General features: G+C 54.0%; 10 protein-coding genes. 7 read left to right on the top strand and 3 right to left on the bottom strand.

The window, feature by feature from the left end; genetic code table 11:
- Positions 1 to 67 precede the first annotated feature (67 nt).
- Both AU11_RS05415 and AU11_RS05410 read left to right on the top strand, forming a co-directional pair.
- Positions 68 to 1,621, top strand: a complete 1,554-nt coding sequence (locus AU11_RS05415; protein ID WP_043317033.1) for a tryptophan halogenase family protein — start codon at positions 68 to 70, stop codon at positions 1,619 to 1,621.
- Between the two features lie 14 nt (positions 1,622 to 1,635).
- Positions 1,636 to 2,400 (top strand): SapC family protein, encoded by a 765-nt coding sequence (locus AU11_RS05410; protein ID WP_051686980.1) that lies wholly within the window; start codon positions 1,636 to 1,638, stop codon positions 2,398 to 2,400.
- A gap of 69 nt (positions 2,401 to 2,469) precedes the next feature.
- Here the strand turns inward: AU11_RS05410 and AU11_RS05405 are convergent, their stop codons facing one another.
- Together AU11_RS05405 and AU11_RS05400 are read right to left on the bottom strand one after the other, a co-directional pair.
- Entirely contained in the window at positions 2,470 to 4,866 is a 2,397-nt protein-coding gene (locus AU11_RS05405; RefSeq protein ID WP_043317031.1) for an alkaline phosphatase D family protein, read from the bottom strand.
- 28 nt (positions 4,867 to 4,894) lie between these two features.
- Positions 4,895 to 5,869 carry a sugar kinase gene (locus tag AU11_RS05400; protein ID WP_043317029.1) on the bottom strand — a complete coding sequence of 325 codons (975 nt, stop codon included), beginning with the start codon at positions 5,867 to 5,869 and terminating at the stop codon, positions 4,895 to 4,897.
- A gap of 468 nt (positions 5,870 to 6,337) precedes the next feature.
- On the opposite strand from AU11_RS05400, the gene AU11_RS05395 reads away from it, so the two are divergent.
- The 5 genes from AU11_RS05395 to AU11_RS05375 all read left to right on the top strand — a co-directional run bounded on the left by AU11_RS05395 (position 6,338) and on the right by AU11_RS05375 (position 14,525).
- Entirely contained in the window at positions 6,338 to 9,862 is a 3,525-nt protein-coding gene (locus tag AU11_RS05395) for a TonB-dependent receptor (protein ID WP_043317027.1), read from the top strand.
- A gap of 68 nt (positions 9,863 to 9,930) precedes the next feature.
- Complete coding sequence (locus AU11_RS05390) at positions 9,931 to 11,442, top strand: tryptophan halogenase family protein (RefSeq protein ID WP_043317026.1); 1,512 nt, start codon at positions 9,931 to 9,933, stop codon at positions 11,440 to 11,442.
- The gene (locus AU11_RS05385) at positions 11,417 to 12,025 is read left to right on the top strand and encodes a gluconate 2-dehydrogenase subunit 3 family protein (protein WP_081847945.1); all 609 of its coding nucleotides are present in this window, start codon (positions 11,417 to 11,419) and stop codon (positions 12,023 to 12,025) included. The genes AU11_RS05390 and AU11_RS05385 overlap by 26 nt, the downstream gene beginning before the upstream one ends.
- Positions 12,026 to 12,053: 28 nt before the next feature.
- Entirely contained in the window at positions 12,054 to 13,742 is a 1,689-nt protein-coding gene (locus AU11_RS05380; protein ID WP_043317024.1) for a GMC oxidoreductase, read from the top strand.
- Between the two features lie 18 nt (positions 13,743 to 13,760).
- Positions 13,761 to 14,525 (top strand): ThuA domain-containing protein, encoded by a 765-nt coding sequence (locus tag AU11_RS05375; protein ID WP_043318258.1) that lies wholly within the window; start codon positions 13,761 to 13,763, stop codon positions 14,523 to 14,525.
- Between the two features lie 104 nt (positions 14,526 to 14,629).
- Here the strand turns inward: AU11_RS05375 and AU11_RS05370 are convergent, their stop codons facing one another.
- Positions 14,630 to 18,703 carry a carbohydrate-binding protein gene (locus AU11_RS05370; protein ID WP_043317023.1) on the bottom strand — a complete coding sequence of 1,358 codons (4,074 nt, stop codon included), beginning with the start codon at positions 18,701 to 18,703 and terminating at the stop codon, positions 14,630 to 14,632.
- Between the last annotated feature and the right edge of the window lie 7 nt (positions 18,704 to 18,710).

Raw genomic sequence — 18,710 nt, 5'->3', positions numbered from 1 at the left:
CCAGGGAGGGCTGCCACAGATGTGGTGGCCCTCTTTGTTTTCACCGTATAAAAACCAGAGGTCAGAAATGACTGATCCAATAAAATCCGTCGTTATTCTCGGTGGTGGTACCGCAGGCTGGATTACCGCGGGCACCCTTGCTGCACGCTTCAACAGGGACCAGGCCAATCCGGTTCGTGTCACTCTGGTGGAATCGCCGAATGTGCCGACCATTGGCGTAGGTGAAGGCACCTGGCCCACCATGCGTACAACCCTTAAAAAAATGGGTATTCGTGAAACCGACTTTATCCGCGTGTGCAACGTGGGCTTCAAACAGGGCGCCAAATTTGTGCGCTGGACCACGGGTGCAGAGGACGATTTTTACTATCACCCACTAGTGCTGCCGGAGAACTTCAATCAGTTCAATCTCGCTCCACAGTGGTTGTGTGGGGACCGGAATCAATCTTTCTCCGATATGGTGTGCCCTCAGGAAGCCCTGTGTGAGCACAACCGCGCGCCCAAACAGATCGGCACCCCGGAATACGCCGCCGTTGCCAATTACGCCTACCACCTGGATGCCGGCAAGTTCTCAGGTTTCCTACAAAAACACTGCATAGAACATCTGAACGTGCGTCATATCCTCGCGGATGTCACCGGCGTTACCGAATTGGCGAACGGCGATCTTGAGTCCCTGCAGACAGAGACTGCGGGGGATATTGAAGGTGATCTGTTTATCGACTGCAGTGGCTTTCGCTCGCGCTTACTGGGTGATCACTACGGGGTGCCGTTCCGTTCCTGCAAAGACGTGCTGTTTATCGACAACGCGCTGGCCGTTCAGATCCCGTACGAGAACGAAGACAGCCCCATTGCCACTCACACCATCTCAACCGCCCAGAGCGCCGGTTGGGTGTGGGATATCGGCCTGCAGAATCGCCGCGGAGTAGGGCATGTATTTTCCAGTGCGCATATCGATGAAACGGGAGCCTACCGCGAGCTCGCCGCTTATCTGAACCTGAGTGAGGCAGAGCTGGATAGAATGGGGGTGCGCAAAATCCCCATCGTGCCCGGCCACCGGGAAAAGTTCTGGCACCGCAACTGTGTCGCAATCGGTCTCTCTGCTGGCTTCCTGGAGCCGCTGGAAGCCTCGGCGCTGGTGCTGGTGGAAATCTCCGCGAGTATGATTGCCGAGCAGTTCCCCGCAAGCCGGGCTGCAATGGATATTGTGGCACGGCGATTCAACGATACCTTCCTGTACCGCTGGGACCGCATTATCGACTTCCTCAAGTTGCACTATGTACTTACCAAGCGCACGGATAGCCATTTCTGGCTCGACAATCGCGACCCGGAAACTATCCCAGCCAGTCTGAAAGAGCTCCTTACCTTGTGGCGCTACCAGCCCCCGTGGCACGATGACTTCGACCGCGCGGTAGAAGTCTTCCCCGCAGCCAGCTACCAGTATGTGCTTTACGGAATGGGATTCGAGACGGAGCCCAATGCCTTCGGCCTGTCGGAACAGTATCGGGAGCAAGCACAACAGTTGTTCCAGCAAAAACAGAAAGCCACACAGCAGATGCTCGCCGCCCTGGAAAACCACCGGGACCTGATCAACAAAATCTGCCAGCATGGCCTACAAAGAATCTGAAGGAGAGAAATACCATGAGCGCACAAGCAAACCCACGAAATAGCAATGTGGTTGCCCTCAACAACGAAAGCCACCGCAACCTTACCGTCGTTACCAAGCGCGGCGCCGAGTACGGCGAAGCCACCCACCTGGTGCCCGTAGTTGCGAACGAGCTGCGCAACCTCGTGCTCGAATACCCGGTCTGCATCACCAAAGACCCCAGTAATGGCCAGTTCTCCCTGTGTGTACTGCTCGGTTTTGAACCCGGTGAAAACCTCTACCTGAGCGGTGAGAGCTGGGATGCCCAATACATTCCCATGCATGTCCGCCGGCAGCCCTTTATGGTTGGCTACAAAAATCCACAGGCCGGTGCTGGTGAAGACGTTGGTAAAGACAAGGGCGCAGTGATTACCCTGGACCTGAGCAGTAAACGGATTCACGAAAACGGGGGGGAGGGTGAACGTCTGTTCGACGACCAAGGCAACAACACACCATTCATGCAGCAGGTCAGCGACCTTATGGGGCAATTGATGGCGGGTATGGAATCCACCACCGCATTCCTCAAAGCCCTGGCCGACAATGACCTGATCGAACCCGCCCACATCAACGTACAGTTCGCCAGTGGCGAACAGAAGCGTTACGAAGGCCTCTATACGGTCAACGAAGAAAAACTGCAAAAGCTCGACGCGGATAAGCTCGTGCATTTCCATCAACATGGATATTTACAGGCGGCTTACTGGTTGGGGGCTTCTATGGGGCAGGTACGGAAGTTAATTTTTCTAAAAAATAAATTGGGATAGTTTCGAAAGCTTAATGCGAAGGCGGCTGTACCCGGTAGCGGCGCCGCCACCGGGATAGGAAAGAACGGGTTATCCGGTGGGATCGGGACTTGCCGAGGACTCAATCGGATGCACCTGCGGCCATCCAGCGAACTGTCGGTCCCGCGCTGGATCTGCATCCCACGGCCAGCACTCCAGCCGATATTGCCCTTCCGAATGATCCACCACCGCAATCCCGTATCCCTCACTTTTCAGATTGCGATCGGAAACAAACTTACCCCAAGTCGTATTGTCATCACTGAACTCCGCATGAGTAATCTTCGGATTCGCCGCCGCCAGCACGCGCATATTATTGCCAAACGGATCGGTAAAGTTCCCGGTATTGGGATCGTCACCGTAACGGCCTTCCAGCTTGCCAAAACCCTCAAACCAGCGCTGCCAGAACGCCGCCGAAGCAGGACCTGAGAAGAACAGTGCCCCCGCGCTCTCATCACCCACAGGGAAGGCGCCACTGTACTGCCGCGCCACCAACCCCAGATGCTGGTCCCCCGCAAGCACCAGCGCCTTCGCATCTTCCACCAGCTTCACCGCACGGGTACGCCCATCGGGGGGATAGCAGTTGGCGTCGTAATCAATCAACCCCTTGCCTTCCTCATCCGTCTGCGGTGAGCCCCAGATAGAGGCGGTCAGGCAGATTTTCGGCAGACCCGGGTCCATCTTCGCCCAGTCCTGCAGGAACTGCTCCTGCCGTTGCCCCAGCAACTCGCCGGTAACCGTCAGACGATCCGCTTCATAGTCCGGTGCGGATTTGAACTTGCGATCCTCCACCATCGCGAAACTGGTGCCGCCGTAAACAAAGTGCGCATAGGTCACCGGAATCCCGTGGCGAATGGGTGTCGGGTCGTAGGCATCCGGCGTGTGGCTGCTCTGAATGCGGTACACCATTTTCACCAGCTCGATATCGTGCTTGAAGCCACCATCTTCCTCCCGGGGCCCACCACTGCCATCGCCTTTATTGCCCCACAGGTTGCCTTGCAGAACGTCGTGGTCATCCACCAGTACAATGGAAGGGCGGTTGCGCACGGATTCGCGGAAGGTCCAGTACCACAGGTACCAGCGGTATAGGGTATCCAGCTTCGCCTGGGGGGTATCACGGCCGTAGCGGGTGGGGAATGTCTCGTAGTACTGGTCCCCGGCAAACACGTACAGGTCCGGTTGGTGACTGTCGCAGTGGGAAACCAGGGTGTTGTGGGGGAAGAAAATACTGTCCTTGGTGTAACGCCCGAGAATACGCTCTTCCGGAATATGCTTTTTGTACTCCGTTTCATCGAGGCTTTTCGCCGTGGGAATGATGCAGGAATAGAGCGCGATTTTAAGTGGGCGGGACTGGCCCGGATCACGGGCGATGGTACCGGAGTAGAGCGCCGCTTCGCTATTGGTAAAACGCACACGATATTCGTGGTCTTTGCTCGCATCCCACCCGGCGATACGGAAGGCCGCGACATAGCCGTCCTCGATGGGTCGCTCGGCGCCCAATTGCCACTGATTAGTGCCAACCGCTCGATACTCCAGGATAGCGTTTGCAGTCGCCGTCAGATCGATCGGCATAAACTGGGCGGAAAGTTTCATCACAGCCTGATTATTACCGCAGTTCAGACTGTGCATACAACCCATCACCTGCCCGAGCTGGCGCTGTGGATGCTCGGCAATTTTCTCCCCACCGGTTTCGATATCCGCAAACCACCAGCGTGCACCGGCGGCATTCGCGGGCGGAGAGGAAACCAGCATAATACCGCCGGTCAGTTGCTCTGCTGGAACCTCGGTGCGGACCGCAAAGCCGAACTCCTCGCCACTGTGTGCATCGCTGGCTATCAGTCGCACATCAAAGCGGCCGTTTTTGACCGGGTCGATATGGCAGTCCAGCAGGATTTCCCGCTGGCCGACTTGAGCGATGCTGACACTGCCTTCCCGCTCCAGCTGGGTAAACGCCATGCTGTGGTCCTGATCGGAAAAGTCGCGGAAGCCGAGATTACCGCTTTCATCCAGCACCGCCATAAAGCCGCCGTTGGTGCCGCCAGCGCGCTGTGCCAGCGCCGCGCCGCGGTAGTCCAGCTCGCCGGCGCCGACGCCCAGTAGAAATCCGCAAAACCCTTTGGCGTCCGGTGTCAGCAGACCGACACGGGCGCGGATGCGGCCGGGTTTGTGGGTGTTTATCAACTCCCGTGTCAGCAGGGCAGCGGTGCGTACCTCAAAGGTTTTGTCCCCTTGCAGGCACTCCAGGCGCCCCTCACGGCACTGCCAGTCCTGCAGGCGGTTGCCCCAGAAGTGGCCGCCGAGCCAGTGTTGAGTACCACGTGGTAGGCTGCCAAGTGGCGTAGTCTCCACCAGCTTTGGGCGCGCCGCTGCCATGGCAACCGCAAGGGAAGGCGATATGGCTGGTGCCAGAGCGGCACCGGAGCCGAGCTTCAGAAAGCTTCTTCTTTTCATGGTTGGTTTTCCGTTTTCTCGATCGGATTTATTGTTCGCTGCGTGCGGGCATTGTTAGGTAATGACGAAATACTTCGGCATCCACCAGCGCTCCTTTGTGTTGAATCACCAGTGCAGACACTCTGGCGGCACAGGCAATGGCTTCGCGTGGGCTCAAGCCCTGGCTGCGGTAGGCGAGGTAGGAGCCATTGAATGAATCCCCGGCAGCAGTGGTATCCACTACTTGGGCAACCGGCGTAATCGGCTCAACAAAGTGTTCCGTTGGCCCGCGGTAGCAGACCCCGTTGGGGCCGTCCTTGATCACCAGCTCTTCGATATCAAAGCCGTCCAGGAAATCGCAGGCACTGTCAAAGCTGTTCACTCCGTACAGAGCCGACAGGTCCTCAATACCGGGCAATGCCAGGTGCGCGTACTCAAAGGCACGCGCGTACTCCGCTCTGGTCTCTTTTACGGAGTTCCACAGCTTGGGGCGGTAGTTCGGATCAAACACAATGCGGGTGCCGGCGTCGTGCAGCTGCTCCAGCAATTCCCAGAACGCAGGGCGGGAATTGGGGGTTAATACGGCCAGAGAGATACCACTGAAGAAAAACAGATCCGGACGCGGGGCGATGCCGCAGGGCAGATAACCGCCATCCCCAGCCACCTGGGTGGCCTCGCGGAACAATGGCATCACCTCCCGGGCCGCAGAGTCCGAGCGCCAGTAGCTGAAGCTGCGCTCACCCCGGTTATCGGTATTGACCATATACAGCCCCAACTGGCGTGTGGGGTGGCGGAAAACCAGTGAGGTATCGATGGATTCCAGCGCCAGGGCAGACACCAGCCCATGGCTGGCCGCATCGTGGCCCACGGCAGTCATCAGGCGCACCCGATCACCGGAACTGGCCAGTCTCTTGAAGTACACCGCCACACTGTGCACATCCCCAGCGTAGGATTGCTGGAACATTCCGGGGGTCCGTTGGCTGAATTCCACCATGCTCTCTCCCAGAATTACCAGATCTGTCATACCAGTCACCTTTATACGTTGCCTTATACGCGCCGTCTGGGACAATTTGCGCCATCAAATGAATGAATGACAGTTAAGTCTTGCCGCTGCGCAGTGAGTGCCTGGGGCGAGAGGATTGCATCTTTACTCCCCCAAAGCGACCTTGTAAATTGTCAACAACGGGCTGCCAATAAATGAGTAGCGAGTTAAAAAATACTTATAAAACAATAACTTGAAAGATTGAGGTTCGGATCGCCTCACTCTGGCTGCTGACGCCCCGTTCACCAACCATTAAACAATGGTTTTTAATTGTTAACAATCAACAGTTGACATAATTTCCGGGGTTGGTGGATGATTAAGCCATCGATGGAAGAAACCCACTAGATAACAAAACCGGGTCTTCTTTCGAAAACTAGGGGCGGCGCCACTAGCGGTATCAGTGAATGCCGAATTGATAATAAAAATGCGATCCGATGGAGAGAGTTAGCCATGTCTACGTCCACTGTACGTAATCGCTTCCGTATGTCTGCACTGTCAGTTGCCGTACTGTCCGCTTGTAGCGGCCAGGCACTCGCGCAGGAAACCGAAGACCCAAGCCAATACGAAGCACTTGAAGAAGTTCAGGTGACTGGTATTCGTGCCAGTATTGAAAAGTCCATTGATGACAAACGCTACGGCGGCAACATCAAAGACACCATCAACGCCGAAGACATCGGTAAAACCACCGACCAGAACATCGCCGAAGCCCTGTCCCGCGTGACTGGTGTTTCCATGCAGACTGCCGACGGTGAAGGCACCACTATCACCGTGCGCGGTGCGAATGCGCAGCAGAACAACATCAGTTTGAACGGTGTGCAGCTGGGTTCTACGGGATTCAGTCAAGCAGTGGACCTGTCAGCTTACTCCGCAGATATACTTTCAAAAATTGAAGTGGTGAAAACCCCCAGCGCGGACCACGACGAGGGGTCCCTGGGTGCGAATATCAATTTGGTTTCTGCCAAGCCGCTGGAAGTTACCGAAGGGCTGAATATTACCGGCCAGGGTCGCTACAACGATTTGTCCGAGAAAGAAGATCACAAAGCATCGGCAACATTCACCGGAAAGTTCTTTGACGATACTTTCGGAGTAATCGCAACTGCATTTGATGAAACCAACTCTGTTCGTAAAGATCAGTTTTCTCAGGATACTTGGGGGGCGCGTACTTCTCAGCGCGCAAGAGATGAAAATGGCAACATTGTCAATGATGTCACTGGTCTCGTGCCTTACCACACAAAAATGCAGCTGCACGAAAATGACCGTGACCGTCAGGGTGTAAACCTTGGTCTGCAGTGGCAACCGAATGACGATACCGAAATCAATGCAAATCTGAGCTGGAACAAGCAAGAAATTGATAACACCATGCATGAAGTTTCTGTTCGTGCGGGTGACTACTACACCTACCAAAATATGGTAGAGGGTGATGACTACCTATGGCTGGGCATTCCGTCTGAATGGACTGATCCACAAGAGGATTGGCATACCTACGATTCAGAGTCCCGTACCTTCACAAAATACCTGAACCGAAACTCTGCGGGTGACTTAACGCATCAAATCAACAAATTTACCAATGAAAATCGCATTGCGTCTGTTGATTTCAGTCATTCATTTACTGACGAGGTAATGGTCAGCGGTGGCCTGAACTACTCGAAAGCGGAAGAAATTCCGGATCAGGCTCTGTATGTCAATATGCAGAACTACCGTCGCGTTAACGCATGGTTGGTGCGACAGGCTAGCCCGGAAGAGCTTGAACCCGTAGGTTTCGACTGCTCGAGTGGTAAGTGTAATATTGTGGCTGGTACTGGCCTGATTGATTACGGCACTGTTCTGCATCCCGACCCGGGTGCTCTGTGGGATAACACTAGTACCACGATGTTTAACCCGGACGACCTTGAGGCTCAACACCTTGCTTACTTGGCGCGCACCGTTCGTGCAGTAGAAGACACCCAGCAGTCCGCATATTTTGATGTAGATTGGGATGTGGATTTTGCCGGTGTTCATCGCCTGGAGTTTGGTGCCAAGGCGAGTAAGCGGGAAAAATATGTTGATAATCAGAGCGGGGCATTTAACTCGATTGGCGAAGGTGTAACGGTTATTGATCCTGAAACAGGCCGACCTTTTACCATTGTGGAAGGTATTACCGATATTGATGGTAACTTTATTGCCGAAGGCTCGTTTCCTGTTGATGACTTCATGCAATCTCTTGGGTATGCGGATAACAACGTTACCGACGGTTGGAACACGATTTCTGCTGAGAAAGCGTTTGTCACTGCGTTGAATAACCCAGCAGCAGCTTTTATTCCAGATGATACCGAGACTCGCTCCGCTGATCTCGATACCCAGGCTATCTATTTTAAGGCGAACTTCTCATTCCTGGATGAGGCGCTTTCCGGTGATGTCGGCCTGCGTTACGTAAATACCACGGTAGATACCAGCGGCTATTCAGGTGTTAATTTTTATAGCAGCACGGGTAACCTGGGTAAGGTGCTCGACGTATTTAAGCTTCAGGAATTGAGGAATTCATCGAACCCTGCGTGTGCGCCTGTACTGGATTATGATCCTTCTATTATCTTGGATGATGCGTCTACACCGGACGTTAACGAAGGTAATGTGGGCGATCCGTTGAATCAGCAAGAGCTGCGTTGGTCTCGTCTCGATGGAATGGGTTGGGATACCAAAGGTACTCTGGATATATCAGACGATACTCGCATTGAAGCTCAGGGTCCCTGCTACGACGCGTATGCTGAACGTGACAACATGAATGAGTGGTTCCTGTGGCGCTATTCTGATCTGTCCACAGAGCAGAATTACGGAACCGAACGCGACGCCAACGGTAATGTGATTGTTACCGAAGATCGCAGTAACCGATCTTTTGCCGTAACCGGTGAGCACGAGTATGACGTACTGCTGCCGAGTTTGAACCTGAACTATGTATTCAATGACGAGTTGATTGGTCGACTGGCTTTATCCAAAACCATGTCGCGCCCTCAAATCGACTCACTGCGTCCAGGATTCAAAGTTCAGGAAACTGTTTGGACTGATGAAGCTGGCCGTGGGAACGCGATCACTTTGACAAACACCAAACTCGATCCGCTGGAATCCAAAAACCTGGACCTTTCTTTGGAGTGGTATTTCGGGGATAACGCGCTTCTCGCCGCGGGTCTTTTCTACAAAGAAATGACCAACTTCGAAGAGTCTCAGACGATCATCACCTATATGGATGACCTGCGTGAACTTGGGTTGGATGAAAATGAAGGACCTTACGACACTGCAGATCTGATCAAAACCGCTGACGATCTTGAAGGCTGTATGCCGCGTCGTATCGAAGGTACCCAGGAGTACACATCCGATTGGCTATTCTCCGATGATCTGGCGGATCTGTGTGCCAAGTTTCAGACCACTACCATTACTAACGGCAAAGGTGCGGAGATTCTGGGCGCAGAATTCCAATACACCCAGACTTACGACATGCTTCCAGGTGTGTTTTCTGGTCTTGGTACTATGTTCAACTATACGTATCAGGACAGTGCCTACGACCAGGAAGTTTCCTCGCTGGATCCGAGCGTAACACTGCCTGAGCTCCCGGTAGCCTTTACCCCTGAGCACAGTTATAACGCGACTGTGTTCTGGGAAATGAATGGTCACCAGCTACGACTGGCTTATCAGGGCACTTCTGACCAGCTGGCACAGCGCTCATGGGAAAGCGGCTCTCTGTGGCAGGAAGGGCGAGGAACGCTGGATCTTTCCGCCAGTTACGCTCTGAACGACAACGTTACTTTGTCATTCAATGCAGTGAACCTGACCGATGAAAAGGTACGCCACTACTTTACCAGCCGCTTTATCGAGCTGCCTGACGAAAACGGCAACATGATAGTGTTTGATGAAGGTAATCCGCTGGATGGTGGCAACGATAGCCGTACCACCATGGAGTACAAAACCGGCACCTTCTACCGGTTCGGTGTTCAGGCGCGCTTCTAACTCTCATTTTGTTATTGATTTGTCATCAAGATTTGCCGCGCCTGGAAACAGGTGCGGCTTTTTTAGTTATGAATAAAAAGAAATTGATCATTGTAGGCGGCGGAACTGCTGGGTGGATGGCCGCGCTGATGCTGCAAAAGGCAGTCGGTGATTCATGGAGTATTGAACTTATTGAATCAAGCAAGCTTGGAATCATTGGCGTCGGGGAGGGGTCTACTCCGGCTCTAAAGTCATTCTTTGATGAGGTTGGCATTCCCGAGTACGAATGGATGCCCGCTTGCAGCGCGACTTACAAGACAGGTATCACATTTGATCGTTGGTCGGAAAAGCCGGGATTTGAGAGCTACTTTCATCCATTCTATAGCTACTTTGATCGTGATCACGCCAAGGCACTAATTCATAATTCGATCGTCAGGCGTTCAGGGAAAAATGTGCACGCACACCCGAATGTGTTTGCTTATAACCACTATCTCTCTGAAAAGAAGCTTTGCCCGGTTACGCCCTATCACTTTCCATTCGAGGTACAGTATGGCTACCACTTCGATGCCGGCCTGCTGGCACAATTCTTAAAGCAGATCGCGTTAGCCAGAGGTGTCGCCCACCGTGATACGTTGATTACCGATGTAACCTTAAATGGTATTGGCAATATTTCGAGTGTCAGCGATGAGATGGGAGAGAAATTTTTAGCGGACTGGTTTGTAGATTGTTCGGGGTTCGCGGCTCTACTGATCGGTGATGCACTAAAAACTCCATTCAAAAGCTACGCAGATACGCTGTGGAATGACCGAGCCGTAACCCTGGCGATGCCTCCCGAAAAAGAACCGTCGTGCGAGACAGTGTCAACGGCACTAAAGAGTGGATGGGCTTGGCGCATTCCTCTGCAAAGCAGGGTGGGCTATGGCTATGTGTACAGTAGTCGCTACACTAGTGCTGAAGAGGCGGAGGCAGAGCTGCGCGAACATGCTGGAGCAGATACTTCTGTGGATGCACGTCATCTTTCGATGAAAATAGGTCGGCGTGAACTGCACTGGGTGAAAAACTGTGTTGCGGTTGGCCTCTCACAAGGGTTTATTGAGCCGCTTGAAGCCACTTCCCTGGCATTAACACAGCAAACAATCTCTCGATTTATCAATGCGTTCAAATACGGAAATACCGATCAAGGATTTCGCGATATTTTCAATCGATCCGTCAATAAGAGTTATGACGATGTGCGGGACTATATTTCCGTCCATTTTCTGATCAATGGCAGGTCGGATACCCAGTATTGGGTTGATAACCGAGAGAAACCCGGGCCTGCGAGTAGAGAGATAAGCGCTGTATTCAACTGCTGGTTCGATAGTGGCGATCTTCCGGGATTACTCAAGCACCTGAAAATTGATGGGGCATACAGCAATCATTCTTGGCACTATATTTTGTGTGGTATGGGGTTGTTCCCTGACGAGACCGGTCTGGAACTACCATCACAAGAGGATATTGATAAAGTAAATCTGGAAAATTTTCGCGAGTTTTTCAATCGATGTGCTTTAAATCATCAACCTCACGGCGAGTTTCTGAATGGCCTTTCTAACAATAAAACCTGATATTTTGATTCTTGTAAAAGGGTCGCCTCATATCCTAATGGTCAAGGAATCGATTTATATGCAAAGGCGTAAGTTTTTAGTCGACATGGCGAGTGCGCTCGGTTGTAGTCTTGCCTCACTCAATGTAAAGGCTGTAAACGCAGCCCTGTTGTACTCTCCTCGTGTTGCGACTTCTGGCGAAGGTTTGAGTGGCGAATTTTTGTCCGTCATCTCTGATATTATTATTCCTGAAACGGATACCCCGTCTGCAAGTCAGGCAGGGGTTCCCGGCTATATTCAGTATTATTTGGCTGAATTTCTTTCTCCTTCTGCGTCGAAGGAGTTTATTCGAGATGTAGATTATTTATTTTCCTCTGACGTATTTTTAACATTACCTTCTGAAGTTCAAGTACAACGAGTCCAAGAGTTTGATGATTCCCTCGGAACGGATAGTGAATTCACTGCATATCGAAATCTCAAAGAACTCATCGTAATCGGCTACTACACCTCCCAAGTCGGCGCCACTCAAGCGCTGCGTTATGACCCGGTTCCGGGACCCTACAAAGAAATCAAGCTGGCAGAAGTAGGGCGCGCCTGGTTGTAACATGCTATAGGTTTGAAGGAAAACAATAATGAGCAACACCGAATATGACGTAATCGTCGTCGGTTCCGGTATGAGCGGCGGATATGCGGCGAAAGAGTTCTGTGAAAAGGGTTACAAAACCCTGGTGCTGGATCGGGGCGAGATGGTCAAACACCGGCAATATAAAACCGAGGGCAAGGCGCCCTGGGAGATGCCGTTCAGGGGGGATGTGCCGGAGGAGTTCAAGGCGGAGCAGCATATCCAGAAGGATGTGTATATCTACAACGATTATACCCGCCATCATCTGATCAATGATCGCGATCATCCCTACGAGCAGAAGAAGCCGTTTATCTGGTACCGCAGTGCGACTGTTGGTGGCAAGTCGCTAATCTGGGGGCGCCAGAGTTACCGTTGGAGCAAACTGGATTTTGAATCCAACAAGATGGATGGCAACGGTATCGATTGGCCGGTGCGCTATGAGGATATCGAACCCTGGTACGACCGGGTGGAGCCGTTCGTGGGAATTTCCGGTAGCTATGAAGGACTCGACGTTTTGCCGGACGGCAAATTTCTACCGGCATTGCCGCTCAATGTGGTGGAACGGGATATGAAAAAGAAGATCGAAGAAACCTTTCCCGACCGTCACTTTATCCCCGCGCGGGTCGCGCATCTCACGCAGCCCCAGAAGCAGCACCTGGAACTTGGGCGGGTGCAATGCCAGGCCCGCAGTGAGTGTCCTCGCGGTTGTTCATTTGGTGCCTACTACTCGTCCAACTCGGCGGCGCTACCGGCCGCCGAGCGCACCGGGAATATGACGCTGGTGGCGAATGCCCAGGTTCAGGAGGTGCTCTACGATCAGGGCTCCGGGCGTGCCAGTGGAGTTGCCTATGTAGACACGCGCACTGGGGGGCGCAAACAGGTGCGCGCGCGAGTGGTGTTTATGTGTGCTTCCACCTTGGCCTCTGTACAGATTCTGCTGAATTCCAAATCTGAAACTTTCCCGGAGGGGATTGGCAACCGCTTCGATCTGCTGGGCCGCTATATTATGGATCATTGTGGTGGCGGCGGGGCCTCTGGCATGGTGCCCGGCTATCTCGAAGACTATTACAAGGGCCGGCGTCCCGGGGGTGTGTATATTCCTCGGTTTCGCAATATTCGTGAAAAGCACAGTGCGTTTGAGCGCGGGTATGGATTTCAGTGCGGGGCCAGCCGCGCAGGGTGGCACTGGGCCAAGAGTGGCAAAGGTATCGGCAACGCGTTCAAGGAGAAGGTCAGTCAACCTGGCAACTGGTATTTCACTATGTGGGGCTTTGGTGAGAGCCTGCCGAAATACGAAAATCGGGTTACCCTCCACCCCAGTAAGAAAGATCGTTGGGGCATGCCGATTCTGGTGACGGATGTTGCCTACGGAGAAAACGAGAGCGCTATGGTGAAAGACATGAGCGAAACCGCCGTAGAGATGTTGAAAGCGGCCGGTTTACAGAATATCCGCCCGTTTGAGGGCGAGGCGCCCCCGGGTGGCGCCATTCACGAAATGGGTGGCGCTTGTATGGGGCGTTCGGTGGAAACCTCGTACCTGAACAGGTGGAACCAGTGCCATGATGTGAAGAACCTGTTTGTCACGGACGGCGCAGCCTTCTCGTCCGTATCCTGTGTGAACCCTTCGATTACGTTTATGGCATTTACCGCGCGGGCGGTAGACTATGCCGATCAGCAGATGCAACAGGGGTTACTTTAAATGGCCGGGAAGAACAATTTGAAAAATTCGACAGCGAAGCGGGCGCTAACGTTACTCGCGCTGATGGCCACCACACCAGTATCGGCGGCTCAGTTCAAGACGCTGCTGTTTACCAAAACGGCGGGCTGGCAACACGAGAGTATTCCGGCAGCGGTTGCCGCGGTAACGGAACTCTCCCGCCTGCACGATTTCGAGGTGGTGCACACGGATGATAGTGAGGCGTTTACTGCAGAGAACCTGCAGCAGTTCGATGTGGTGGTTTTTCTGTTGACTACCGGTGATGTGTTGAATGAACGACAACAGGACGCGTTTCAGGCGTTTATCCGTTCCGGCAAAGGCTATGTGGGTGTGCATTCGGCGGCGGATACCGAGTACGACTGGCCCTGGTACCGGGGCCTGGTTGGGCGGAATTTTTTGATTCATCCGGCAGTGCAGTCCGCGAAAGTGCATGTGCTGGAAGCTGGCTTTCCGGGTGCCGAGTATATGCCTGCCCGTTTCCTGTGGACGGAGGAGTATTACACCTATGGGCCCGAACACAGCGACTCTCTGAACTACCTTTTGTCGGTGGATGAAACCACCTACAAGGCGCAGGCCGCATGGGGTGAAGTTAATTCGGAGGGGATGGGTAAGTTCCACCCCGTGGCGTGGTACCAGCAATACGATGGCGGCCGCGCTTTCTATACCGGCCTCGGTCATTTGCCGGCGTCTTACGGTAATGCCATGTTCCTGTCGCACCTTTACGGGGGTATATACTGGGCCGCGACCGGGAAAGGCATCGACTAACTACCAGCGATCTCTACATTTGACGTTTACTGAATCATTAAAAAACCCCGCCCTGTTATCAGGGCGGGGTTTTTTTGTTTGAGACGATAAGTCAGTAAGTCGACTTAATTACGCACTGGTGTGGTGCTGTAGTCTTTGATAATCAGATTAGCGACGGTCAGATCACCGTTGTGACGGAAGTCCACGCTGATCGTGTTGTTTGCCTGCAGTATGTCAGCCGGAACGGGAATCTCCAGGGTGTTGAAGTACCGTTCTGCAGCGTTCTGCTTGCGTCCACGCCAGTCCAGTGGCGTCTCAACGGTCTGGCCATTGATGGTCAGGCTGTCGATCTGCAGCAGGCTGTCAGGGGTGTCGTCTTCACCTGGGAACAGGGCTACCGTGAGTCGCAGTTGTGCTTCGGCATAGCCCGAGGGAACAGCGACATTGTTCACCTGCAGTGATTTTGCTCCGCCAGCTACTGTAATACGGTGCGGTTCGCTACCACCACTGACACTGTTACCGAAGTACTTCTTCTCGTTCATGGACTGGTTGATCGCCACGTTGTTGCTCAGAGTGTAGCGCAATACCACTGTGCCATCGGCAGCCAGCGTGAGCTTGCTCGGAGCTTGCTGCATATGATGCCGATCAGTGATGGTGTCGAAGCTGCTGTTGAAATGCATGTTGCGCATTTCAACATTCTGAACTGCCGATCCGAGGCCTGCGACATCGAGGTCGATGGTGGTGGCGACGGTTTCTAGGTTGTTGATGATCACGAATACTTCGTTTCCATCTACATAGGACTGCACTTGTACGTCGGCATCGGAGGAAACAGCATCCACTCGCGTGCCGTCTACATCGGCCCACAGCTCGAAGAACTGAATGTAGTCGGACCAGTGCCAATCGTCATTGTTCAGCTGAGACTCTTTCATCATGCTGTAGTGGTAGGGCGCGGTACAGGTGCGCACTTCTTCATAGCCACAACCGAATGGTTTGTAGCCCCACAGTGGTTTCGCAGGGGTAAACGGCATGGACTTTATGACGTAGTCAGGTCGATCCAGGATCTGCATCAACATGGCGTTAAAGGATTTGACTACCTCAGACTCGTAACGACTGTTGTGCGCCAGGTAATCCCAGCCACCCTGTACCGCACCGTACTCGGAAAGTACGATTGGTGTGCGGTTGGCTGCGCCATTTTGATGGACGTCATACCACTCCATCATGTCCAGCATGGCCGGTAGGTGCCCACCGCGGCGTAATGTGGACGTTGAATCGTTGGAGACGCCCGGCCAGTCGTACACATGCACGGCATAGAAGTCCATGTTGTGGCCGGCAGCATCCATAAAGCCTTTCCACATTACATCCCACTGGTACCAGTCTTGGCTGCGGGTATCATCAACCGTTGTGGTCATCGCATTGCGGAAGAAGGCTCTTGCGGCTTCCTGTACTTCTGGGTCTTCGTTGGTAATCCACTGATCATAGTTATCGTCGCCGAAGCGGGAGATACCATCGCGGCGATAGAAGTCATGCTGACCCCAGGTCATGCCGCCAATCATCGGTGCTTCGTTACCGAGTTTGGAACGGATTTCCTGCGCAACCAGATTGTGGTATTCCCACAGCGCTTCCTGGTTGGTGACCATGAACTTACCGGTTTTCATTTCCATGTCCGGTTCGTTAATCACTTCCCAGAATTTTGGCATGGGGTCGCCCACATTGCCGTTGCTGGAGTTGGCGTAGTAGTGCTTCAGATATTGACCCATCCAGGCTGCGGAGGTTTCGATATCCATCGGCTGCCAGCCGTGCCAGGTCTTTCCGTTGTCGTACCAGCTCAGGGTCGGGTAGGTTGGATGCGGGTTGGTACCGGCAATCAGCTCGGTGCTTTCCGGGCTGAAGCGTTTGTAGAAGGCATTCGCTTCGTAGCTCTCGCGGAGTTCCTGACCGCGTGTCACCATGTAATCCATATCCGGCCAGTTGGCTTTGTTTGGATCTTCTTTGGTGTCCTGGAATTTCCAGGTTGCGGTGCCGTTGTCGCGGCCCAGGGTTACGTCGAGAGTGTTCAGGAAATAGTTAAGCTTGTCCGCGTGGCCTTTCCAGTCATTCTCGTAAATGGTGGTGTGCGCAGTGATGTGCCGGTTACGACCGAAATCGGAAACGCCATTGACGCTGTGTTTGATGTTCGCGTTGACCGTTACAGTTGCGCTGTGGCTATTGCCCACCTGTGTGGCGGAGCAGCCGGACTCGTTGGCAAACTCGCCAGCGGGGGTCGAAGGGCAGTTGTCTGCGCTGTTGGCAACACCATCACCGTCGCTGTCGGCAAAGCCGGTACAGCCAGAGGGGTCGACATTCTGACCGTACGGCGTGTTTGCGCAATTGTCGGCGCTGTTTAGTACACCGTCGAAGTCGTCGTCGTCACCGCCCGCGCTGGCACAGCCTACGGCGTTGACAAACTCATCGGCACCCGTAGTCGGGCATTGATCCAGGTTGTCGGTAATGCCGTCTTCATCGGTGTCCAGTTGGGAAGGGGCGCAGCCTACGCTGTTTGCAGTTTCCGCCGGATCGGTGCTCGGGCACTGATCTGAAACATCCGGGGTGCCGTCGCCGTCGCCATCGAGCGCCAGGTCCGCGTCGCCTACACGCTCAAAGATCGCGTAGTCGATATTGAACTGGAAGTCCTGGCTGCCCGCTCCATAAATACGGATGGTGAGGTCGCCAGCGAACAGATTGATTTCGCTGGAGGCATTGAGCAGGTAGAAACTGTCCCAGTCACCCTGGCTTTGTACGTCGGTGGTGTTCTTGATGACCAGCTCACCTTCGTGGTCGGTTGCCATCAGGCCGACAGACGTACCGGAAGTATTGCCAGTACCGACGAAGAATTTCGGACGGTAAAGGCCGGACTGATCCAGGCTCAGGTTGTACTCGAGGTAGTCGCCACTGTTGAAGTAGTTCACTGCCGTGCCACCGTTGATGGCATAGGTCTCGATTTCACCACCCACAATGTGCGCACTTTCAGCCTGCAGGGTGAAGGTGCCGGAAACAGGGCTGCCGTTACCGGGGCTGCTGCCACCAGAGCTGGAGCCGCCGGAGCTTGAGGAGGAGGAACTCGAAGAACTAGAGGAAGAACTTGAGCTGCTGCCGCCAGATGAACTGGAGCTACTGGAAGAGCTCGACGAAGAAGAGCTGGAGGAGCTTGATGAGGAGCCGCCGCCGGAGCCGGAGCCCGCGCCGTCGTAGCTCAACTCAAAGCGGTCCAGGTTCCACTGCCAGTCGTGGGTGCCACCGCCGTACACGCGGATCTGCTGGGTGCCCGCTGGTAGATAGACACTACCACCGGCCAAGGCCTGGAAGTTATCCCAACCGGCGTTGGGAACGCTGGTTTGCGCCAGCGTCTGCCAGCTACCACTGCTATTGTGCTGGAAATCAATGCGGCCGCCGTTAATTGCGGTACCGGCAAAATAGGTGAGGTCGTAGTTGCCTGCCTGCGGAACAGAAATGGTGTATTCCGCATAGTCGCCTTTGTTGACGTAGTTGATCGCCGTCGCGCCGTTTGTGGTGTAGGTGCCGATCTTCTGTGGTTGGCCATCGGCGTAGGTGCCGCCAACCTGTGTGAAGCTTTCCGCTTCCACGGTGAACGCACTGCTGCCACCGCCGCTGCTGGAGCTGCCGCCACTACTACTGGAGCTGCTCGAACTACCACCGGTGTTGACCTGGGTCAGCTCCAGCGCATCCAGGTTCCACTGCCAGTCGTTGCTGCCGGAGCCCACCACGCGCAGGTTCACGGTGCCCGCTGGGAGCGTGACATTGCCCGCATCCAGAGGCTGGAAATTATCCCAGTTTCCGGTGGGAACGGCTTTCTTGACCAGTGAGTTCCAGCTACTGCCGCTACCGATCTGGAAATCGATCTCTGCACCGGAGGCGACACCGGTACCGATCAGGTACTGGAGGTTGTAGGTGCCCGCTTCCGCGATCTGTAAAGAATACTCCGCGTAGTCACTGCGGTTCACATAGTTGATGGCGGTAACGCCATTGACTGAGTAGGTGCTGATTTTTTGAGGCTGGCCATCGGCGTAGGTGCCGCCCACGCTGCTGAAGGCTTCCGCTTCAATTCGATAGTCTGCAGCGGTCGCGGCAGTACTGAAGGCGATACCAGCGGCCAGCACAGACTGTGCCAGCGCCAGAGGACGCCTGGGGTAAGGGAGTTTCATCGCTTGC

This window comes from Microbulbifer sp. HZ11, from assembly GCF_000708675.1.
Lineage (GTDB): Bacteria > Pseudomonadota > Gammaproteobacteria > Pseudomonadales > Cellvibrionaceae > Microbulbifer.
This window is presented reverse-complemented; position numbering and strand designations above follow the sequence as displayed.